This is a genomic window from Paenibacillus bouchesdurhonensis (genome assembly GCF_900155685.1).
Taxonomy (GTDB): Bacteria; Bacillota; Bacilli; order Paenibacillales; family Paenibacillaceae; genus Fontibacillus; species Fontibacillus bouchesdurhonensis.
This window is the reverse complement of record NZ_LT732548.1, coordinates 3221271-3241803: the sequence shown is the minus strand read 5'-3', so window position 1 is coordinate 3241803 and position 20533 is coordinate 3221271. Positions and strand designations below refer to the sequence as shown.

The following is a 20533-nucleotide window of genomic DNA, read 5'->3' as shown; positions in this document are numbered from 1 at the left end:
GGAAGGATGAATATGATGAAATGGTCAGCTCTTAAGAAACCGATGTCGCTCGTAATGAGTGCGGCATTATCGCTTACTATCGTATCGGGTGCATTTACTGTTCATTCAAACAAAGCCCTTGCAGCTCCGTCTGCCGAGGAGACTCGTTTTCTGCAAATGTATCAGCAGTTGAAAAGTCCAGCAAACGGCTACTTCTCGCCCGAAGGAATCCCTTATCACTCTATTGAGACTCTTATGAGTGAAGCGCCGGACTATGGGCATATGACGACTTCGGAGGCTTATAGTTATTGGCTTTGGCTTGAGGTATTATATGGCCACTATACAGGGGACTGGAGTAAGCTGGAAGCGGCTTGGGATAATATGGAGAAATACATTATTCCCGTGAATGAAGGCGACGGCAACGAAGAGCAGCCAACGATGAGTTATTATAATCCGAATAGTCCGGCAACTTATGCTGCTGAATATACTCAGCCGGATCAATATCCGAGCCAGCTCAGCGGGCAGTATGCAGCTGGGAGAGATCCGCTCGATGCCGAATTGAAAGCGACTTATGGCAACAACCAGACATATTTGATGCATTGGCTTCTAGATGTTGACAACTGGTACGGGTTCGGAAATTTACTGAACCCTAGCCATACGGCGACATATGTAAACACTTTCCAACGGGGCGAGCAGGAATCAGTATGGGAAGCTGTGCCTCATCCGTCCCAAGACAACAAAACATTTGGTAAAAGCGGAGAAGGCTTCATGAGCCTGTATACCAAGGAAAGCAATCCCCCTGCTGAACAATGGCGTTATACGAATGCAACCGATGCGGATGCGCGGGCAATCCAAGCAATGTATTGGGCTAAAGAATTGGGATATAACAATTCTGTATACTTGAACAAAGCCAAGAAGATGGGGGATTACTTGCGTTACGGCATGTACGACAAGTACTTCCAGAAGATTGGAAGCGCTTCAAGCGGAACGCCGACGGCCGGTACCGGCAAGGATGCCAGCCATTATCTAATGGCATGGTATACCTCCTGGGGCGGCGGTCTCGGACAGACCGGCAACTGGGCCTGGCGGATCGGAGCCAGCCATGCTCATCAAGGGTACCAGAACGTTGTAGCGGCTTACGCGCTTTCTGATCCAAGCGGGGGCCTCGTTCCGACCTCTCCAACGGCAGGCCAAGACTGGACGACTTCATTGAAGCGCCAATTGGAATTCTATACCTGGCTTCAATCCGCTGAAGGAGCGATTGCCGGCGGAGCGACAAACAGCTGGGATGGTGCGTATAAGGCGTATCCGGCCGGCAAGAGCACATTCTACGACATGGCCTATGATGATGCCCCAGTTTACCATGATCCGCCTTCCAACAATTGGTTCGGCATGCAGGCTTGGCCGGTGGAGAGAATCGCCGAGCTCTACTACATCCTGGCGTCGAACGGGGATACCACATCGGAGAACTTCCAAATGGCGAAGCAGGTCATACAGAAATGGGTTGATTGGTCCATGGACTACGCCTTTGCCGATAGCCGTCCTGTAACGGATGCTGAAGGATATTACTTGGACAGTCAGGGCAACCGTGTGCTTGGCGGGAACAATCCTTCCATTGCAACGGTTTCAGCACCGGGAGAATTTTGGATTCCAAGCAACTTGGAATGGTCGGGCCAACCGGCAACTTGGAACGGCTTCAACAATTACAACGGCAATCCTAATTTGCGCGTTGTCACGAAGAACCCGGGTCAGGATGCGGGCGTGCTTGGCAGCTATATTAAAGCGCTAACCTTCTTTGCAGCAGGGACCAAAGCAGAGAACGGCAGTTACACGGCAATGGGCAGCGAAGCCGAGCAATTAGCTAAGGCGCTGCTGGATGCCGCATGGGGCTATAACGACGGTATCGGAATTACAACTGTAGAGCCTCGCGAGGATTACTATCGTTTCTTTGCTAAGGAAATTTACTTCCCTAACGGCTGGACAGGCTTATTCGGACAAGGCAACACGATCCCTGGCACATCCACAGTGCCGTCGGATCCGGCAAAAGGCGGCAACGGGGTATATGCCAGCTATGCCGATGTTCGCCCAGAAATTAAGAATGATCCACAATGGCAGTATTTGGAAGATAAGTATAACACCTCTTGGGATCCACAAACAAAGAAATGGACGAACGGTGCTCCGGAGTTCACTTATCATCGCTTCTGGTCTCAAGTGGACATGGCTACGGCGTATGCCGAATATGATCGTCTGATCAATAGCGATCAAAGCGGCCCGGTGGAGCCTGTAGCGCCAAAAGCTCCTTCAAAGCCAAACGCAGTAGCTGGCGATGCGGTAGTTAATTTGTCCTGGAACAATGTGAGCGGCGCAGATAGCTACACGGTCAAACGTGCAACGACTAGCGGCGGTGCATATACTATCTTAGGCACGACGGCGCAAGCTTCATATACCGATTCAAGCGTTGTGAACGACACAACATATTATTATGTAATTAGCGCGTCTAACAGCGTAGGGGAGAGTCCTGACTCTCCAGAGGCCAGTGCTCTGCCTACTTCCATTCTAACGCCAGTTGAAGGCGATTTGACGCTGGAATATCGCACGAATGATACCAACCCGGGAGACAACCAGTTCCGACCGCACTTCCGTATCGTGAACAATGGGGACACGGCAGTATCGCTAAGCGACGTGAAGATTCGCTACTACTACACGATCGATGGCGACAAGCCCCAGGAATTCCATTGTGATTATGCGGTTGTCGGCAGCGGAAACGTGAGCGGAAACTTCGTCAAGCTGCCTTCAGCCAAGACGGGGGCCGATTATTATTTGGAAATTTCCTTTGGCTCCGGTGCAGGCAGCCTGGCGCCTGGTGCGAGCAGCGGGGAAATTCAGGTGCGGGTCAACAAGTCGGATTGGTCGAATTTTAACGAGGCGGATGACTATTCTTATGACGCTACGAAGACCAATTTTGCCAACTGGGAGAAGGCGCCTTTGTATTTGAACGGCAATTTGGCATGGGGGATTGAACCTTAGAGCTTTAGGCTGAGCAAACGCCCAATCTGCTGATTCTAGCAGATCGGGCGTTTTTCTTCATGCTAAATATTATGGCTGGACAGTCACCACCTGCTCCAAATTGTGATAAAATCCAATTGAAGAAACAGGAGGCTGATGCATCGTTATGGCGTTTATTCGCAAGCTGTTTGTATTTACATGGCTCCAAGCGTTATCCTGCCTATTTCCACTGATTATATTTGGCGCGCTTGCTCTTACGAAAGTGGTTCAACTGCCCGTGCTTCCAAGATATGATTGGATTTTGCTGATTTGCTTGTTGGCGCAGGCGGCGATGATTATCAGCAAGCTGGAGACACTTGATGAGCTGAAAGTGATTTGCATGTTTCATATCATCGGTTTGGGACTTGAGATTTTCAAAGTGCATATGGGCTCCTGGGCATATCCGGAGGCCGCCTGGAGCAAGGTGTTCGGCGTTCCACTTTATAGCGGGTTCATGTATGCGAGTGTAGCTAGCTATATTTGCCAAGCATGGAGGCGGCTGCAGCTGCGAATCACAGGCTGGCCGAGATCGGTTTATGCGGTCGCCATCAGCACTGCAATCTACCTAAATTTTTTCACGCATCATTTTATTGGTGATTACCGCTGGATTCTCATGCTTCTCCTCATTGCTGTATTTTTACGCTGTACGGTGTATTTCACATTAGAGGAAAGGACTTTGCGCATGCCGCTGCTCCTGTCATTTCTGCTTATCGGTTTCTTTATTTGGGTGGCCGAGAATGTGACGACCTTTCTGGGGGCTTGGAAATACCCCAATCAGGAGGAGACATGGCATCTTGTCCATATCGGAAAAATCAGTTCGTGGTTTCTGCTCGTAGTGATCAGTGTTATTATTGTCGCTCAGTTAAAGCATGTTAAAATGGGAAATAGAGCAGCACCGCGCGGTGTGCCAATGAAATAAGTGGGAGAGTCGGATATGAACAAATCAAAGGGAATTTTGTACTATATTGTATGGATGATCGGCGTTTGCTTGCTTGTGTATTATAGCGGCCGTTTTTTCACCATGATGGAGAGTCAGCGAGCATTTCTTCAAACGGGTAATTTGTTGATAGCCAATATCATATACGGTCTCGTGTTCGGGGTGTATTTAAGCCTGCTTAACGGATGGCCGACGCGAAGAAAGATGAATAAACCGCTGTTCTTCGGTGTATTTCTTCCATGCTTTTTGATTCTGATTTATCCGATTGCTTCTTCATATATAAAAATCATCGCGATTGCCGAATACTTTCATTTGGTTCAAAAGCGGGAATTTTTCTTCTTTGGCCTCATGAGCGGATTAACGCTAATGAAAAGCTTCTTTACGACCCGATAATGAAAGAGGGGGCTGCATGAGCCATGTCATATGCTAATTCAATCGTACTTATCACCGGCGCTGCACAAGGAATCGGCCGCGGCATTGCAGATGCCTACGCCCATCGCGGGGCTATCGTTCTACTTGCTGATTTGCACTCCTCAGCTGGCGAACAGTCCGCGAAAGAAATTCGACGGGCAGGGGGAAAGGCGGAGTTTATTCCCTGCGATGTTCGCAGGGAGCGGGAAATAACTGAAATGATGAAGCATATCGATCGTACATATGGACGAATTGATATCGTGATTAACAATGCAGGGATATCCCGGTTTAAATCGCCATTCGAGCTAACAGTTAATGAATGGGATGATGTGCTCAACACCAACGTGCGAAGCTGTTTCCTCATGACCCGTGAAGCGGCGAAACTGATGAAAAAGCACGTAAACGGCGGCTCCATCGTTAACATTTCCTCAACGAGGTCGATGATGTCTGAACCGAACTCCGAGGCGTATGCGGCATCAAAAGGAGCCATCGTGTCGCTTAGCCACGCAATGGCTGTGTCGCTGGGCTCAGAAGGGATACGAGTGAATTGCGTAAGCCCCGGCTGGATTGAGACGGGCAGCTATGAGGAACTTCGCGAAATTGACCATAATCAGCATCCAGCGGGAAGGGTAGGCCGACCTGAGGATATCGCCCGGGCCTGCTTGTATTTAACAGCTCCCGACAACAGCTTTGTTACCGGAACGCATCTTGTCATTGATGGCGGGATGACGAGGAAAATGATCTATGCGGAGTAAGAAGAATTTCACCCAATGCTTTTGACTATAATCGTTATAGCAAAAGTTCCGGAAGCAAGCCACCTGCCGCACCTGAGATCACTACGCACCATGGAGGAAGCTTCCAAACATGAAGCATGGAGAACAAGCACAGCACCAGCACGAAATCAAACGGCGTAAATACCGCGCTAGTCCAAATAGGATCATAAAGAGCGGCTAGCAATATCCCGACAACCGCGGCATGAATGCCCTGAAGTGCCCGCTGAACGGCAGCATTGCTTCGCAGCCGATCCCAAAGTGGCAGGATGCCTGCCACAAGCAGGAATGCTGGGAGGAAGATTGCCGTTGTCGCTACAACTAGACCGGGGATTCCGCCATAAATTGCCCCTAAATAAGATGCAAACGTAAATAGCGGCCCGGGAACGGCTTGGGCAGCGCTATATCCGGCGATAAAATCGGACAAGCCAACCCATCCGGACGGGACAACTTCCTCTTGAAGCAGCGGGAGCACCACATGCCCTCCCCCGAATACCAAAGAGCCCGCTCGATAGAAGCTGTCGGCTAGGGAGACCCACCCGCCATTTGACCATCGCCCCAGCAGGGGCAGTAGAAGCAGCAGAGCAAAATAGATTCCTATATAAACTAAAGGATGTCTGTGGCTATTAAAATTGTGTTTATTTGCCGCTGCATGGGGCAAAGGATATAGTTTGGGGGCGGCTTCGGATTTTTCGGGGCGATACATGATAAGTCCCAGCAAGGCGGCCGCTGCAATAATCGCTACTTGACCTAGCTTGCTAGGCCATAATAGCGTCAAAGATGCTGCCCCTATGGCTATCGCAGCTTTGCTTCGACCCGAGACGAGCTTTATGCCCATGCCCCAAACGGCCTGAGCCACGATTGCCACGGCGGTCAGCTTCAAGCCGTGAAGCCAGAATGTTTCGCCAATATTCATCGTTTGTACGACCATGGCGAACAGCCCTAAGAGCAAGGCGGAAGGCAGTGTAAATCCAAGCCATGCGGCGATCGCTCCAAGGAGCCCCCCACAGCGTAGGCCGATGCCGATTCCGACCTGACTGCTGGCCGGGCCGGGCAGGAACTGACACAAAGCAACGAGGTCGGCATAAGCTTTGTCTTCGATCCACTGGCGGCGGACGACATATTCCTGATGGAAATAGCCGAGATGAGCGACGGGGCCTCCGAAGGAGGTCAGCCCCAGCTTTAAAGAGGCAGTAAAAATATCTCTAACTGGGACTTGTGACGAAGCATTGGCGTATTTTTCTTGTGCCGTTTTTTCAGTCATATTATGGATTATTCCTCTCTTTGCATGTTCAATTTCAGATACTTAAAACTTACATTACCATGATTCTATTAACAGGACGTAAACTGCTGGGATTTGCGGGCTTGGCCAGGTCTATTTATTTGCCGGACTAAAAGAGATATACTTGAATTATGTGCTTATAAAAGGGGGAAGTCATTGCAATGCAGGAAATTGCTGTCTACAAATCCATCGCGCTCGATATTGCTCAAAGAATCGTTAGCGGGGAGCTAGCTGTTGAGAGCAAAATATCAGGGCGGTCATTGTTGGCGGCTCAATATCACGTCTCCCCGGAAACGATTCGCAAGGCGATAGGACTGTTAAAGGACGAAGGGATTGTTTCTGTCTCGCAAGGGAAGGGAATTGTCGTCATCTCGGATCAAAAGGCTCAAGAGTACCTGGCAAGCAGCAACTATTTGAAATCGGCTTACTCCTTGAAGCAAGATCTTGAACTTCTAATGACAGAGAAGAAAGAAGTGGATCGCAGATTTGAAGTGCTCCTGAAAAAGGTTACGCAGGCCTCTGACCGACTGCAAAACCTGACCCCATACAACCCGATGGAGGTTCAAATTCAAGAAATGTCCCATGCGGTAGGAAAGACGATCGGCAACCTGCAATTTTGGCAAAACACCGGAGCGACCGTCATTGCGCTGCGCCGAGATAAGAGGGTTTCCATTTCTCCAGGGCCTCACGTTATTTTGAGAGAAAATGATACGCTTGTATTTGTTGGCGAACCCAAAATTTATGAAAAAACCGAACGGTTTGTGAATCAATATATCGAGTAATACATAATGTTGAGAAGTTGTCTTGACGGCAAGAATTGCCGAGGGCAGCTTCTTTTTTTTACATCAATATCCCAATTTTTAACATACAACTTATAAAACCTTTTCAGGTTGTCAGTTGTTCCTTCTTTTGTTATAGTAGTATCTATTGGTGCTTTGAGTATAGTAAGAAACTATTGATTTTTCTGGATTAAATCATGCAGAGGGGATCAGAAAAAAATTAAATTTCAAAGTGCAAAGGAGGCAGAAATGCTGAAATTTGAGCAAGTTAGCAAGACATATACCAACGGTTACCAAGCGGTAAAAAACATTAGTTTTGAGGTCAAGGAAGGAGAAATTCTTGTACTGATCGGTCCCAGTGGCTGTGGCAAGACGACCTCAATGAAGATGATTAATCGCCTAATTCCACACACTTCGGGCAAAATTTATGTGCAAGGCAAGGACATTACGCAAGAAAACCCCGTAACACTTCGCAAAAACATCGGTTACGTCATTCAGCAAATCGGATTATTCCCTCACTATACGATTGAAGATAACGTCGGCTTAATCCCCGAACTCAAGGGCTGGAACGCGAAGAAGAAAAAGGACAGGGTCAACGAAATGCTTCGCATGGTCGGACTCGATCCGGAGATCTTTGCCAAACGCTATCCTAAGCAGCTGTCGGGCGGGCAGCAGCAACGGGTGGGCGTTGCACGGGCATTAGCGGCAGACCCGGATATTATCCTGATGGATGAACCCTTTGGCGCTCTTGATCCAATCACCCGGGAACAGCTGCAGGATGAGCTATTGAAGCTCCAGCAGGCTGTCAAGAAGACGATTGTATTCGTGACGCATGATATGGAAGAGGCTCTGAAGCTTGGCGACAAAATTGCCATTCTTAGAGATGGAGAATTGGTGCAGATCGATACACCGGATCAAATTTTGAGTCATCCAGCGGATGAGTTCGTAGAGGGCTTTGTCGGGAAGAACCGTCTGTATCAAAATCCGGAGTACATTCCGGTTACTGAAGTTATGCGGGACAACCCGTCGACCACGCTGCCGGGCCGCAGTCCAGGCAGAGCGCTTACCTTCATGCGGCAAAGAAAGACCGATACGCTGCTCGTAGGCGATGATTCCGGTAAGCTGCTTGGCATTGTATCCGCCTATGATGTGTCTGCTCAATTAGATAACGTTACTACGATTGAGGAAATCATGAAGGCACCTGAAATCGTGCTTCAGGACACAGCGACGGCAAGAGACGCTCTAGCTCTCATAACTGAGGCGCCATTCGGCATCATTCCGGTGGTGACGGGGGCGGGAGAAATTACGGGCATTGTCACTAGGAGCAGTCTGCTTACGGCATTTGCCGCTCAATGGGTTGGAGATGAGGAGAACATATGAGAGATAAATCGTTATGGGAACAATTGATCCATCAGTTCGATATGCGCAAAAGCGAATTGGTGCAATCATTATTCGTGCATATTGAACTTGTCTTTTTATCGATGCTGTTAGCTATTATCGTTGGGATCTCATTGGGGATTATGATTACACGGGTTAAAGCGCTGAAAGGCATCACACTGGGGACTGCCGGTATTCTTCAGACAATCCCGAGCCTAGCGATGCTCGGATTTATGATTCCGTTGTTTGGTATTGGAATGAAGACCGCTGTAGCGGCATTATTCTTATATTCCCTGCTGCCGATTATCCGTAATACGTACGCAGGCATTACCGATGTCGACAAGTCGATTGTGGAGGCAGCTCGGGGAATGGGCATGAAGCGTTGGCAAATTCTATTCAGAGTTCAGCTTCCACTAGCTTTGAATGTGATTATGGCTGGGATCCGAACGGCTGCGGTGATCAATGTGGGGACAGCTACGCTGGCCTCTTTTATAGGTGCGGGCGGACTCGGAGAGTACATTTTTCTAGGCATTCAGCGCAACATTGAGGCGCTCACCTTGATGGGGGCGATCCCGGCAGCCATTCTAGCGCTGATCATGGATTACTTGCTTGGACTGCTAGAGAAAGCGACTACGCCAAAAGGGTTGAAGGTATAGACAAGTTTAAATTAGTTGCAACTATTCAAAATGGAGGTTCGAAGGATTTAAATGAATATTATGAACAAACAAAAGAAGATGACGGTTGGCCTGCTTGTACTAGCTTTGGTTGCGATGTTATTAACGGCATGCGGAGGAGGCTCGAACACGAGCAGCGGCAATGGCGGTGCAGGAGAAATTACCGTGGGCTCGAAGAACTTCACAGAGAACATGCTGCTCGCTTTAATGATGGCGGAGTTGATCGAAGCCAAGACAGATATTAAAGTGAAAAGGCAGGTTAATCTAGGCGGATCCAATGTGGCTTGGAGCGCGCTTAAGAACGATGAAATCCAGTTATATCCCGAATATACGGGAACCGTTGTAGCTAACTACTATCAAGAAGAAACGGGAAATTCCGCAGAATCTTTAGCGAGAACGAGAGAGCTACTAACGGAAGACGATTTGGTATTTTTGGAGCCGTTCGGCATTAACAATACGTACACTCTAGCGGTTACACGTGAAACGGCAGAACAACACAATTTGCTAACTTTCAGCGACTTGGCGAAAGTATCTGAGGATATGGTGCTTGGCGTAGAGTTTGAGTTCCTCGACCGTGATGACGGCTTCCCAGGCATTCAAAAGCTGTACGGCATGAATTTCAAACAGCAGAAAGGGATGGATCATGGCATTATGTATCAGTCCATTGCCAACGGGGAGACAGACGTAACAAATGCCTATGCCACAGATGCGCAAATCAAGGTGCATGACCTGGTGATCCTACAAGATGACAAAGAGTTCTTCCCGCCATATGACGGTGGCCCTATTATTCGTCAAGATACCTTGGACAATTACCCCGAATTAGAAGAAGTCTTGAATCAAATGAGCGGCTTGATCAGCGATGAGGAAATGCAAAAGCTGAATGCTGATGTAGATGTAGAAGGGTTGAAGGAAGAAGAGGTCGCTCGCCAGTTTCTTATTGAAAAAGGTTTGATAGAAGGCTAGTACATTAGACACTAAAGCGGGTAGGCACCGAAAGGTGCCTTTTTTAATGTAACTTCAAGCATCAAATAGCGTAAATACATATGAATGGTTAGAAAATGGAGTACGTATTTCTCGGAGGTGGGATAGGGATGTATGAGGCTATGAACGAACGTCTAGCGGAGCTGAGAGAGAAGGGCCGGAGAAAGGAAAAATGGGAGAAGCGCTGCCAGCAATTGAAGGAAGAGCTAAGGGTACTGGAGCGCGCCAAAGAGGATGCCGGCCGGAGATTGGCTGCTGAGGAGGGGGACGTCAAGCAGCTGACTGGCCTATCATTGTCCAATTTATTGTACACGCTTCTTGGTAGAAAAACGGAGAAGCTGGATCAGGAACAGCGTGAAGTGGTCGAAGCGAAGCTGAAATATGATGAAGCGGACCGGGCGGTGCAGCATACACTTCAGCAAATCGCAGCCGCCGAGGCGCAGCTAAAGGAAGTGAGGTTCTGGAAGCTGGATTATGATCAAGTGTTCGAGGCCAAGGAGAGGCAGTTATTACAAGACAATCCCGAGCTGCAAACGTTGGCTGAGGAGCAGGCGATACTAGCTGTTCAAGATAAGGAATTAGACGAGGCGCTGCGTGCGGGGCGTTCAGTCGCCCGTGATTTGGATAACGCCATCGAGAAACTGAGGTCTGCAAAAAACTGGGGTACCTATGATATGCTCGGAGGAGGCATGATCTCGACCCATATCAAGCATGGGCGTCTGGACGAGGCTATGGATCACCTTTACCGTGCCCAAAATAGTCTACGGCATTTCGAGAAGGAGCTGCGAGATGTTGGCGAGCACCTGCCGACTCATATCGAGATTGGCGGCTTCCTAAAGTTCTCGGATTATTTCTTTGACGGTTTTATTATGGATTGGATCGTTCAAGGTAAAATCAATGAAATGCTTCAGCAGGTGAGTCAAAAGAAAACCGAGATCCAGAGAATATTAGCCGATTTATCGACAATGAAACGTAAGGTTGAGGCGCAGCTCGGAATGAAGCGTCATAAATACGTACAGAGTGTAGAGCAATATTTATAGTAAAGAAAGGGATCGCCGGCGCTGTTGAAGCGAAGGGCGATCCCTTTCCCATTCTTACTGTTCATCTAGACCACCGAGGTCATCCGCTGTTTCTTAAGCCGGGGATACACGAACAGCAAGTAGCTGCTCACCGCGCCCAGTTCGGCAATGGCGATGACGATCCCCATGGGTAACGCGGTATGCTCGCCTCCAAGTCCTACGAGTGGAGCGACTGTGGCTCCGAGAATGTAAGGGACAAGTCCAAGCAGGGCGGAGGCGCTGCCAGCTGCCTTTCCCTGACTCTGCATCGCGAGCGAGAAGCCGGACGTGGAAATAATCCCTACACACGATACGATGAAGAACAAAGGAATAAGTACGGTAATCAGCTCGCCACCCAGCATAATTGCCGTTAGTAAGCCTAAAGAAGCTACCAGCGCCAGCGCCAATCCGAATTGCAGCATCGCAGTTTCCTTAATCCGACCAGCCAAACGGCCGGTCATTTGGCTGGCAATGATAATCCCGACGCCATTGGTGGCAAAAATGAGGCTGTACACTTGCGGCGATACGTTATATACATTTTGCATGACAAACGACGATCCCGATATGTAAGCAAACATCGCGGACGAAACAAGTCCTTGCGTTAGACAAAAGCCGATAAATAGACGATCTCCCAGCAGTCGGCGGAAGGTAGCCCATGTAGCAGATAGTCCGCCCGATTGCCTGCGTTCCTTAGGAAGCGATTCGGGAAGGCCGAATAATACTGCGATCATCATAACAACACCAATCAAGGACAATACTACGAATACGCCTCTCCAAGACGTAAATTGCAGCAGCTGTCCTCCGAAGATCGGCGCAAGAATCGGCGCAGCTCCGTTCACGAGCATCAGCAGTGAGAAAAATTTAGTCAGCTCCGTGCCAGAGTACAAATCACGTACGACGGCCCGTGAAATGACGATTCCTGCCGCACCGGACAGTCCTTGGAGAAATCGCAGGGCAATGAGTACCCATACCGTCGGTGCAAAGACGCATAGCAGCGAGCTAAGCGCGTAAAGACAAAGCGAAATAACGAGTGGGGTACGGCGCCCGCGTACATCACTGATCGGCCCTGCTGCAAGTTGGCCTAGTGCAAGTCCAAGCAAGCAGGAGGTAAGACTAAGCTGGGTAATGGAAGCTGTGGTATTCAGCTCCTCGGCAAGCTTAGGCAGCGCAGGCAGATACATGTCCAGCGATAACGGGCCAAAGGCAGACAAGCTGCCCAGAATGAATGCCGCCTTAATCCGTGCCGAGGGCGACAAGGGGCGAGGAGATGGCGAATAATCCCCGGTGAATGAATTCATAGCTTAGCGACATCCTTTCGAGTCAATTGCAATAATTGCGTAGCATAGCGAATAGACGCAGATTATTTCATTATACTATATCAGTGAAAATGGTCATAAAAAAGTTATGTATAGGCCAAAAATTAATTTTAACTGTTATATCGAATGTAACGATTGTTTAAAGATATATAAGTAGATCATCGGCTCGACGTATTTTAGAAATCAGACCGCTTTGATGCTCGAAAGAGCTGCACCCCGATAAGGAGGCAGAATATTAACATGAAACCGAAGTGGTGGAAAGAGAGTGTAGTATATCAAATTTACCCGGTCAGCTTTAAAGACAGCAATGGCGACGGGATCGGCGATCTCAAAGGCATTATCTCCAAGCTGGATTACTTGCAGGAGTTGGGCGTCGATGTACTGTGGCTTAGCCCCATTTATAAATCGCCGGGCCATGACAACGGATATGATATTAGCGACTATTGCGATATCATGGAGCAGTTTGGCACGATGGAGGATTTTGACCTGCTCCTTCAGGATATGCATTCCCGCGGAATGAGGCTGATGATGGATTTAGTGCTGAACCATACTTCCCACAAGCATCCCTGGTTCTTGGAGTCTCGTCAGTCCAAGGATAATCCGAAGAGGGATTATTACATATGGCGCAAAGGGAAAAACGGAGGCCCGCCGAACAACTGGGAGTCCTATTTTAGCGGCTCGGTTTGGGAGTATGATCCGCAGACGGATGAGTATTATTTGCACTTATACTCCAAGTATCAGCCGGATCTGAACTGGAACAACCCGGTGGTGATCGACGAGCTTCATAATATGGTCGAGTGGTGGCTTAAAAAAGGGGTTGACGGGTTCCGCTTTGATGCGATATCCCACATCGTAAAAGCCGAAGGATTTCCGGACGCGCATAACCCCCATCAGACGAAGACGGTACGAGCGTATGAAATGTTCTCCAACCTGGAAAGCGTTCATACCCTGCTTCAGAATTTGTATGACAAGGTGCTCTATTATTACGACATTATGACTGTCGGGGAGACATCGGGCTTAGGGCCGGAACAAGCCCTTGATTATGTAGGTGACGGGCGAAGAGAGCTGAATATGACGTTTCAATTCGAGCATATGTTCATGGATGCCGCATCCTCGGGAAGCGGCAAGTGGGACGTTGTTCCATGGAATTTATTGGAGTTGAAAAAGATCATCAGTAACTGGCAAACCGTGCTTCATCGCCGTGGCTGGAACGCAAACTACTTATGCAATCATGACCAGCCGCGATCAGTTTCCCGTTTTGGCAATGACCTGGTGTATCGTGTACCTTCCGCGAAAATGCTCGCTACGTTCATTCACATGCTGGAAGGTACGCCCTATATTTATCAGGGCGAAGAAATCGGAATGACCAACATCGCACTCGAGTCGATCGACGATTACCGCGATGTCGAGACGCTGAATTACTATGAGGAGCAGCGAGACTATGGGGTGCCGGAAGAAGAGATTATGCAAGCGATTCATAAGAAGAGCCGAGATAATGCGCGAACTCCGATGCAATGGGATATGACCGAGCAAGGAGGTTTTACGACGGGGACGCCATGGATCAAGGTTAATTCCAACTATATGGAGATTAATGTAGCGGATTCACTTAAAGATCCCGATTCGATCTTTCATTATTACAAGAAGCTGATTCATCTGCGGAAAAAGCATAAGGTGATCGTTTACGGACAATATAAGCTGTTGCTGCCTCTACATCCTGAAATTTATGCGTACTCGCGGACGCTGGAAAATGAGCAATTGCTGGTTATATTGAATTTTTTTGAACGTGAGCCGCTGTTTGAGCTCCCCAAGGAACTATCCAAGGACGGGATGGAACTGCTCCTATCGAATTATGCTGCGCAGAAAAATGAGGACTTGTGCAAATTGCCGCTTCGCCCTTATGAGGCTAGAGTATACCTGAAGCGTCTGCCCAAAGCACGGAATGAATAACGACCGCGATATCGCGGTCGTTATCGTCTTTCGACTTTCAATTTCCGATCCTTCTTTAGACCGTCCTCGTTAAGCCAATCATGGTAAAACAAGAAGGAGAAGATCGTTAAACATCATTATCCCAATAGAGGAATGGAGAAATTCGCATATGGCACAGGACTGCATCATTATTGGCGGGGGGATTGCTGGGCTGCAAGCCGCAATTCAGTTGGGACGTTATTCCGCGTACGACGTGCTTGTCATTGATGACGGCGTGGGCAGATCCACGCTCTGCCGAAAGTATCATAATATTCTAGGCTGGCCGCAGGGGATTTCAGGCGAGGAATTACGGAGGAGAGGCCGAGAGCAAGCGGAAAGCGTCGGCATTCGCTTTACTCAGGATCGGGTGATTACTGCGGCACGAAACGATGATGGAACGATGCTGCTTAAAGGGGAAACAGGCAATAAATATGAAGCTGCCACAATTTTGCTGGCAACAGGCGTGAGCGATCGGATTCCCGATATTCCTGGACTTGTCACGACTCTCGGGAGCAGCGTCTATATTTGCCCAGATTGCGATGGCTATGAAATTGAAGGCAAGTTGACTGTGCTTATGGGGGCTGGCGATAGCGGCGCGAATATGGCGTTAATACTAGCAGAACGAACGAGTATGTTAACTTATGTGAACCATGACGCTTCACCGATCTCTCCAAAACTGATGGAACAGCTTCGTCTAGAGAAAATTTCGTATATTGATGAGCCGATTGCTGAGATACGTCAAGGGGCCGAGGGACAAATCGAGCAGGTCGTGCTGAATAACGGGACTGTGCTGCTAGCAGAGCGCGGCTTCATTGCCTTTGGCGGAAATCAGGTTCATTCTGAATTGGCTGATCAGCTCGGGGCAAAGTTAAGCCCTAACGGACATGTCGAAAGCGATCCGCGCAGCAAGCAAACGAGCATAGAGGGGGTATGGGTGGCTGGCGATGTTGCACTGCATGCGGAGCAAGCAACAGTTGCGATGGGGGAAGGCTCGATCGCCGCGATTTGGATTCATAAGGCATTGCGGCAAAGGAAGGGATTAACTAAATAGCTTCCATCATATGTATGGTGGTATACTAAGGACACTGGAACAAATGATGGATTGAACAAGCTGTTGAGGGGGGAGAGAATGATACTTGAAGTAGCTGAGCTGCATGTGAAGCCGGGAACGATGAATGACTTTGAAAGCAGCTTCCGCCAAGCGTCCAAAATTATATCGGCAATGCCCGGTTATATTGAGCATGAGCTGCATAAATGCGTCGAGGAGGAAAATAAGTACATTCTTCTCGTCAAATGGCGCTCTATTACCGATCATGAGGTCGGATTTAGGAAATCGGAACGCTATCAAGAATGGAAAGCGCTGCTTCACCAATTCTACGATCCATTTCCAAAAGTTCAGCATTATATCCAAATCAAGCAGTACATCGATTAGTCATTGGGAGGTAGCGCATGGGAGAAATTATTTTTAGCCAATTGGAATTCATCCGCAGTCAGACTTTAAAGGTAGTTAGCGATCTATCGGAAGAGCAAGCAGATCTTATTCCGTCTGGATTTCGTAACCATATTCGCTGGAACCTCGGTCACATTGCCCTTGTTCAGGATGCATTCGCTTTTCAGCTTACCGGTCGGTCTTCAATGATCCCAGCGCAGCACAAGGTTTTTTTTGCTAACGGGACATCGCCGGAGAATTGGACGGAGGGGGCCCCAAAGCTTGCTGAAATCATTGAGATTCTCGAGCAGCAGCCCAAGCAAATCATTTCTCAGCTTTCAGGAAATCTGGACGAAAAAGTTAGTAAGCCGTATAAGACATCGTCAGGATTCACGCTCGAAACAGTGGAAGGATTTTTGAACTTTAGCCTTTATCATGAGGGCATGCACTTTAGCGTCATTAAAATGTACAAGAAATTAATCCAAAGCTAGCCTCCCAGGCTAGCTATTTCTAAGCTTAGGAGCACTCATATGTCTGAATATCGAATTGAGCATGCACAAAAGGGCGATTTAGCGCAGATCGTAGATATATACAATGAGACGATTGACAGCAGAATGGTTACAGCGGAAATTAGCATTTACATATCCTCTGCATTTCGAGGACAGGGGATCGGCGGTCTTCTAATTGAGAAGGCCATTGCGACATGTCCGGTCATTGCTGTGAAGACTCTGCTGGGTTTTGTGTTTGCCCATAACGATGCCAGCTTGAAATTACTGCAAAAGTACGGATTCGAGCAGTGGGCGCTGTTGCCGCAGGTGGCCAATTTAGGTGGAATCGAGAGGGATCTTGTGATCATGGGAAGAAGGGTAGGTAGCGATTAAGCATATTTACTATGAATAAACTAGGGATGAATGCAGAAAGGATGAGCAAAGTAATTTTGCGTCCGTACCTGCCGATGGATCGAGAGTGTCTGGAGAGCTTTGAACTGCCGGAAGGTCAAATCGAGTTCAGCGCCTTGCCTAAGGACGTGCTGGAACAGGCGATCCAAGATGATGAACGATATCCTGTAGTGATCCTGTATGAGCAAAAAATTGCCGGTTTTTTCACTTTGCAGGAAGGGCCGAATATCGCGAACTTTGCCATCAATGCTAACGCTATGCTGTTGCAATCTTTTTCAATCGATTATCAGCATCAGGGTCAAGGTGTTGCCAAGGGTGCCATGCTTCAGCTCCCTGAATTTATGAAATCTCAATTTCCTGGACGGAATGAAGTCGTTCTGAGTGTAAATAAACGTAATAAAGCAGCCCAAGCTGTATATTTGTCGGCAGGCTTTCGCGATAACGGAAGGTTGATCGACGGCCCGATTGGGCCGCAGCATATTTACCATCTAGCGCTAGTGTAAAGCAAAGAGCTGTACCCATGGCAGATTGCACTGCCTGCAGGTACAGCTCTTTTAAATTCAGCCCCTAGGCTGGTGATTTAGAACGCTTGGACAAAAGCGGATACAAAGCCAAAAAAGAAGCCGACGACAAAGCTGATGACGAGGAAAGCAATGGCATATGAAGGAAACTGGCGTAATCTGTACGCTCGAATAAACATATATACCGGTACAATCAAGAACCACCAGACGGATGTCGTTCGATGGCCTGCGCGTTTAAGTTCGCCTTTATCCAAAGCGCAGAACAAGGCGTATAATCCAATCATCAAGATCTGAATGAAAAGGCTAAGCCCTATAGCCCCCGTGTAGCCCTGAATAAAAAGCTGCAGTAGTGTTCCGATTCCGCAAACTACGACGATCATCCACATGTATGTATTGTTGGCTTTTTGCAGTGAGTATTGCATGGGAGGCGCCCCGTGTGCCTGTGTTGCAGAGGTGTATCCCGCTGCAGGGTACCCTGTTGGAGATTGTGATGAGCCTGAGTATGGCCTGGTGTATACCTTGCCTGTATTTGTAGAATTTGAATATGTAGTATTCTGATACGGGCTGCTATAATGGGCATGATTATTGTTGGGAGCCGCAAACATGATATGGTTGATCAGCTCGGTCGAAGATAGCGGCGTCCATTCTGCCATGCCTTCGGTCCATACCATAGTGTTCGGCTGCAGCTCTCGATGAATGTAATAATCCCTTTGCATTTGCTCAATCGTTACGGGCCCTTTGATGACGTCTTGATATACATAGTACCAAGGAACCGGACTAGTGTTGTAATTGTACCCCATAAATATCATCCTGCCTTTAATGAAGATTTGAAAAATATAGCATAATATCCTCAATAGTATCATGGATTTACTCAGAAGCAACGGCAAGGATGAAGTTTTTATGCGAAAAAAGTCATTATTTGCTATTATTGATCCATATTAAACGAAAAAAAGAAAATCTCTAATCGAGGCGTAGGAGTGGTAAAAATGAGCTTATTGGAGACGATTCGGGAGCCGAAGCAGCGCAAGCTGCTAATGAGCGCCGGACTAAGCTGGATGTTCGATGCCATGGATATCGGTATTCTGTCATTCATTATCGCTGATTTGAGTTTGAAGTGGCAGTTGTCGCCGCAGCAAACAGGACTATTTACGAGCATTAACTCAATCGGTATGGCATTTGGAGCGGCCATCGCTGGTTTTATGGCTGACAAATATGGAAGGAAGTCGGTTCTGCTTTGGACTTTGCTAATCTTCTCTGTCGCGACGGGCTTATCGGCAGCGGCGACGGGATTCGCCATTCTGTGCGTTCTGCGGTTCATTGCCGGCTTTGGTCTGGGAGGGGAGCTGCCCGTAGCTTCTACACTTGTTTCGGAATCAGTGCAATCCAAGGATCGAGGAAGGGCGGTTGTGCTGCTGGAGAGTTTTTGGGCGGCTGGCTGGATTGCTTCAGCCTTGATCGCCTACTTTGTCATTCCTAAATACGGTTGGCAAGCGGCTTTTATCATCGGCGGTTTGCCCGCTTTATATGCCCTTTATTTACGCAGAGCGATTGAGGACCCGCCGCGGTTCACGAAGCAATCTGCGCAGGAGCGCCAGAGTTCTATGTCGTTTGGCCAGCGGTTCAAATCCGTTTGGGCTAAGCCGCATCGCCGTGCCACGATAATGCTGTGGCTTCTCTGGTTCACAGTCGTATTCTCCTATTACGGCATGTTTCTGTGGCTGCCTTCGGTCATGATCATAAAGGGATTCAGTCTGGTCAAGAGCTTCGAATACGTTCTTATCATGACGCTTGCTCAGCTTCCCGGCTACTTTACGGCCGCCTATTTTATTGAGAAGTTCGGCAGGAAGTTTGTTCTCGTTCTCTATTTGGTGTTGACAGCCATCAGTGCCGCTTGGTTTGGACTGGCTACGACGGAAGGTTCATTAATCGCTGCTGGAATATGCTTGTCGTTTTTTAATCTCGGCGCTTGGGGGGGAATGTATGCCTATACGCCAGAGCTCTATCCAACAAGCGTGCGTTCGACGGGAGTGGGACTAGCAGCCTCATTCGGTCGCGTTGGCGGGATTATTGCACCTTATATGGTAGGCATGCTCGTTGCAAGGCATTATGAGGTTGGATATATTTTTGGCATATTCTTTGTGACGATTCTTATCGGAGCTGCAGCGGTGTTATGGTTAGGAATCGAGACCAAAGGCCAAGAGCTGGCAGATTAGCTTGCAGAGAAAAGCCCCTTCTTCCATTTCGGAAGCGGGGGCTTCGTTCTGGTATTCAATTATAAGCTTAAATGATGATGATGGAGATCCTCGCCCGGCTTGAGGGCATGTCCAGTAATGCCGATTTTGCTTAACTCGCTGACGAATAAATCGCCGTCCTGACGAATTAGATCGAAGGTATTATAGTGAATAGGCACAACATGGCGAGCGCTGATCCACTCTGCGGCAGTTAAAGCATCCTCCGGCCCCATCGTGAAGAAGTCGCCGATCGGAATAAAGGCCAAATCGACTTTGTGCCTTGTGCCAATCAGCTGCAAATCGGTGAATAAAGCCGTATCGCCTGCATGATAAACGGTGAATCCATTCAGTTCAAGCAGGATTCCGGCCGGATTGCCGAGATAAATGTTCGTTCCGTCCACTTGCACAGAGGAGCTGTGCAGAGCCGGAGTAAATTTCAGTTTGCCAAATGGAAAGGCACTGGAGCCTCCTAGATTCATGCCGATCGTTTCAAGCCCTTTGGCTGCAAAAAAATCCGCTAATTCTACGATGGCAATGATCGGGCATCGATTGCCCCGTGCAATGGTTTCAGCATCGCTAATATGGTCGGAATGGCCGTGCGTCAGAAGCACGTAATCGGCCTCGATATCTTCAGCCGAAACCGTGGCGACCGGGTTGCCCGTTAGGAACGGATCAATGATGAGCTTGTATTCGCCTGTGTCGATGTGAACGGAAGAATGTCCTAGGTAGGTCAGCTTCATAATTAATCACCTCAATGAACATAGTTGACATACGACTAAATTATAACTGACTTGGGCGTCGGAGTCACATTTTTCCTGATTTGTGACAGAAGACTGCCTTAAGATTGAATTCGTGAGTGGAACATGCTACGTTTTGGAG

20 protein-coding genes are annotated in these 20533 nt (G+C 48.4%); 16 read left to right on the top strand and 4 right to left on the bottom strand.

All coding sequences use genetic code 11. The annotated features are described in order from the left end of the window. Nucleotides 1-15: 15 nt before the first annotated feature. The 4 genes from CZ379_RS18585 (at nucleotide 16) to CZ379_RS18570 (ending at nucleotide 5127) form a co-directional block, all read left to right on the top strand. Nucleotides 16-3006, top strand: coding sequence for a glycoside hydrolase family 48 protein (locus CZ379_RS18585; protein WP_110934452.1), 2991 nt, complete (start codon nucleotides 16-18; stop codon nucleotides 3004-3006). A 145-nt stretch (nucleotides 3007-3151) separates the two neighbouring features. Beyond that, a complete protein-coding gene (locus CZ379_RS18580; protein ID WP_110932984.1) occupies nucleotides 3152-3943 on the top strand; it encodes a DUF817 domain-containing protein in 792 nt (263 codons plus the stop codon). Nucleotides 3944-3958: 15 nt separating this feature from the next. Next, nucleotides 3959-4354 carry a hypothetical protein gene (locus CZ379_RS18575; RefSeq protein WP_110932983.1) on the top strand — a complete coding sequence of 132 codons (396 nt, stop codon included), beginning with the start codon at nucleotides 3959-3961 and terminating at the stop codon, nucleotides 4352-4354. Between the two features lie 23 nt (nucleotides 4355-4377). After that, nucleotides 4378-5127, top strand: a complete 750-nt coding sequence (locus CZ379_RS18570; protein ID WP_110932982.1) for an SDR family NAD(P)-dependent oxidoreductase — start codon at nucleotides 4378-4380, stop codon at nucleotides 5125-5127. 34 nt (nucleotides 5128-5161) lie between these two features. Here the strand turns inward: CZ379_RS18570 and CZ379_RS18565 are convergent, their stop codons facing one another. Then, nucleotides 5162-6406: a chromate transporter gene (locus CZ379_RS18565; RefSeq protein WP_110932981.1), complete on the bottom strand. Its 1245-nt coding sequence runs from the start codon at nucleotides 6404-6406 to the stop codon at nucleotides 5162-5164. A gap of 179 nt (nucleotides 6407-6585) precedes the next feature. Here CZ379_RS18565 and CZ379_RS18560 point away from each other — a divergent pair, with 179 nt between their 5' ends. From CZ379_RS18560 to CZ379_RS18540, 5 genes are all read left to right on the top strand, one after another. Further along, on the top strand, nucleotides 6586-7206 hold the full coding sequence (locus CZ379_RS18560; RefSeq protein WP_110932980.1) for a GntR family transcriptional regulator: 621 nt from the start codon (nucleotides 6586-6588) through the stop codon (nucleotides 7204-7206). 246 nt (nucleotides 7207-7452) lie between these two features. After that, entirely contained in the window at nucleotides 7453-8583 is a 1131-nt protein-coding gene (locus CZ379_RS18555; RefSeq protein ID WP_110932979.1) for an ABC transporter ATP-binding protein, read from the top strand. Continuing rightward, nucleotides 8580-9236 (top strand): ABC transporter permease, encoded by a 657-nt coding sequence (locus CZ379_RS18550; protein ID WP_110932978.1) that lies wholly within the window; start codon nucleotides 8580-8582, stop codon nucleotides 9234-9236. The genes CZ379_RS18555 and CZ379_RS18550 overlap by 4 nt, the downstream gene beginning before the upstream one ends. Nucleotides 9237-9296: 60 nt before the next feature. Continuing rightward, complete coding sequence (locus tag CZ379_RS18545) at nucleotides 9297-10217, top strand: glycine betaine ABC transporter substrate-binding protein (protein ID WP_234404952.1); 921 nt, start codon at nucleotides 9297-9299, stop codon at nucleotides 10215-10217. Nucleotides 10218-10345: 128 nt separating this feature from the next. After that, nucleotides 10346-11275: a hypothetical protein gene (locus tag CZ379_RS18540; RefSeq protein WP_110932977.1), complete on the top strand. Its 930-nt coding sequence runs from the start codon at nucleotides 10346-10348 to the stop codon at nucleotides 11273-11275. 65 nt (nucleotides 11276-11340) lie between these two features. On the opposite strand, the gene CZ379_RS18535 is transcribed toward CZ379_RS18540, so the two are convergent. After that, a complete protein-coding gene (locus CZ379_RS18535; RefSeq protein WP_110932976.1) occupies nucleotides 11341-12591 on the bottom strand; it encodes a multidrug effflux MFS transporter in 1251 nt (416 codons plus the stop codon). Between the two features lie 258 nt (nucleotides 12592-12849). Here CZ379_RS18535 and CZ379_RS18530 point away from each other — a divergent pair, with 258 nt between their 5' ends. The 6 genes from CZ379_RS18530 (at nucleotide 12850) to CZ379_RS18505 (ending at nucleotide 17405) form a co-directional block, all read left to right on the top strand. Continuing rightward, entirely contained in the window at nucleotides 12850-14556 is a 1707-nt protein-coding gene (locus CZ379_RS18530) for a glycoside hydrolase family 13 protein (protein ID WP_110932975.1), read from the top strand. Nucleotides 14557-14704: 148 nt separating this feature from the next. Next, entirely contained in the window at nucleotides 14705-15625 is a 921-nt protein-coding gene (locus tag CZ379_RS18525; RefSeq protein WP_110932974.1) for an NAD(P)/FAD-dependent oxidoreductase, read from the top strand. Nucleotides 15626-15703: 78 nt separating this feature from the next. Beyond that, nucleotides 15704-16006, top strand: coding sequence for an antibiotic biosynthesis monooxygenase family protein (locus CZ379_RS18520; RefSeq protein WP_110932973.1), 303 nt, complete (start codon nucleotides 15704-15706; stop codon nucleotides 16004-16006). A 17-nt stretch (nucleotides 16007-16023) separates the two neighbouring features. Next, complete coding sequence (locus tag CZ379_RS18515; protein ID WP_110932972.1) at nucleotides 16024-16494, top strand: DinB family protein; 471 nt, start codon at nucleotides 16024-16026, stop codon at nucleotides 16492-16494. Nucleotides 16495-16533: 39 nt separating this feature from the next. After that, on the top strand, nucleotides 16534-16884 hold the full coding sequence (locus tag CZ379_RS18510; RefSeq protein ID WP_110932971.1) for a GNAT family N-acetyltransferase: 351 nt from the start codon (nucleotides 16534-16536) through the stop codon (nucleotides 16882-16884). 41 nt (nucleotides 16885-16925) lie between these two features. Beyond that, entirely contained in the window at nucleotides 16926-17405 is a 480-nt protein-coding gene (locus CZ379_RS18505) for a GNAT family N-acetyltransferase (RefSeq protein WP_199925678.1), read from the top strand. Between the two features lie 77 nt (nucleotides 17406-17482). On the opposite strand, the gene CZ379_RS18500 is transcribed toward CZ379_RS18505, so the two are convergent. Further along, nucleotides 17483-18223, bottom strand: coding sequence for a DUF4339 domain-containing protein (locus CZ379_RS18500; protein WP_199925677.1), 741 nt, complete (start codon nucleotides 18221-18223; stop codon nucleotides 17483-17485). A 186-nt stretch (nucleotides 18224-18409) separates the two neighbouring features. Here CZ379_RS18500 and CZ379_RS18495 point away from each other — a divergent pair, with 186 nt between their 5' ends. Beyond that, entirely contained in the window at nucleotides 18410-19636 is a 1227-nt protein-coding gene (locus CZ379_RS18495; protein WP_110932968.1) for an MFS transporter, read from the top strand. Nucleotides 19637-19695: 59 nt separating this feature from the next. Here CZ379_RS18495 and CZ379_RS18490 read toward each other — a convergent pair whose 3' ends face one another. Continuing rightward, entirely contained in the window at nucleotides 19696-20394 is a 699-nt protein-coding gene (locus CZ379_RS18490; RefSeq protein WP_110932967.1) for a metal-dependent hydrolase, read from the bottom strand. Nucleotides 20395-20533 lie beyond the last annotated feature (139 nt).

Bases quoted from the DNA above. Each gene is read 5' to 3' on its own strand.
- CZ379_RS18585 (WP_110934452.1), top strand. From the start codon at position 16: ATGAAATGGTCAGCTCTTAAGAAACCGATGTCGCTCGTAATGAGTGCG.
- CZ379_RS18580 (WP_110932984.1), top strand. From the start codon at position 3,152: ATGGCGTTTATTCGCAAGCTGTTTGTATTTACATGGCTCCAAGCGTTA.
- CZ379_RS18575 (WP_110932983.1), top strand. From the start codon at position 3,959: ATGAACAAATCAAAGGGAATTTTGTACTATATTGTATGGATGATCGGC.
- CZ379_RS18570 (WP_110932982.1), top strand. From the start codon at position 4,378: ATGTCATATGCTAATTCAATCGTACTTATCACCGGCGCTGCACAAGGA.
- CZ379_RS18565 (WP_110932981.1), bottom strand. From the start codon at position 6,406: ATGACTGAAAAAACGGCACAAGAAAAATACGCCAATGCTTCGTCACAA.
- CZ379_RS18560 (WP_110932980.1), top strand. From the start codon at position 6,586: ATGCAGGAAATTGCTGTCTACAAATCCATCGCGCTCGATATTGCTCAA.
- CZ379_RS18555 (WP_110932979.1), top strand. From the start codon at position 7,453: ATGCTGAAATTTGAGCAAGTTAGCAAGACATATACCAACGGTTACCAA.
- CZ379_RS18550 (WP_110932978.1), top strand. From the start codon at position 8,580: ATGAGAGATAAATCGTTATGGGAACAATTGATCCATCAGTTCGATATG.
- CZ379_RS18545 (WP_234404952.1), top strand. From the start codon at position 9,297: ATGAACAAACAAAAGAAGATGACGGTTGGCCTGCTTGTACTAGCTTTG.
- CZ379_RS18540 (WP_110932977.1), top strand. From the start codon at position 10,346: ATGTATGAGGCTATGAACGAACGTCTAGCGGAGCTGAGAGAGAAGGGC.
- CZ379_RS18535 (WP_110932976.1), bottom strand. From the start codon at position 12,591: ATGAATTCATTCACCGGGGATTATTCGCCATCTCCTCGCCCCTTGTCG.
- CZ379_RS18530 (WP_110932975.1), top strand. From the start codon at position 12,850: ATGAAACCGAAGTGGTGGAAAGAGAGTGTAGTATATCAAATTTACCCG.
- CZ379_RS18525 (WP_110932974.1), top strand. From the start codon at position 14,705: ATGGCACAGGACTGCATCATTATTGGCGGGGGGATTGCTGGGCTGCAA.
- CZ379_RS18520 (WP_110932973.1), top strand. From the start codon at position 15,704: ATGATACTTGAAGTAGCTGAGCTGCATGTGAAGCCGGGAACGATGAAT.
- CZ379_RS18515 (WP_110932972.1), top strand. From the start codon at position 16,024: ATGGGAGAAATTATTTTTAGCCAATTGGAATTCATCCGCAGTCAGACT.
- CZ379_RS18510 (WP_110932971.1), top strand. From the start codon at position 16,534: ATGTCTGAATATCGAATTGAGCATGCACAAAAGGGCGATTTAGCGCAG.
- CZ379_RS18505 (WP_199925678.1), top strand. From the start codon at position 16,926: ATGAGCAAAGTAATTTTGCGTCCGTACCTGCCGATGGATCGAGAGTGT.
- CZ379_RS18500 (WP_199925677.1), bottom strand. From the start codon at position 18,223: ATGGGGTACAATTACAACACTAGTCCGGTTCCTTGGTACTATGTATAT.
- CZ379_RS18495 (WP_110932968.1), top strand. From the start codon at position 18,410: ATGAGCTTATTGGAGACGATTCGGGAGCCGAAGCAGCGCAAGCTGCTA.
- CZ379_RS18490 (WP_110932967.1), bottom strand. From the start codon at position 20,394: ATGAAGCTGACCTACCTAGGACATTCTTCCGTTCACATCGACACAGGC.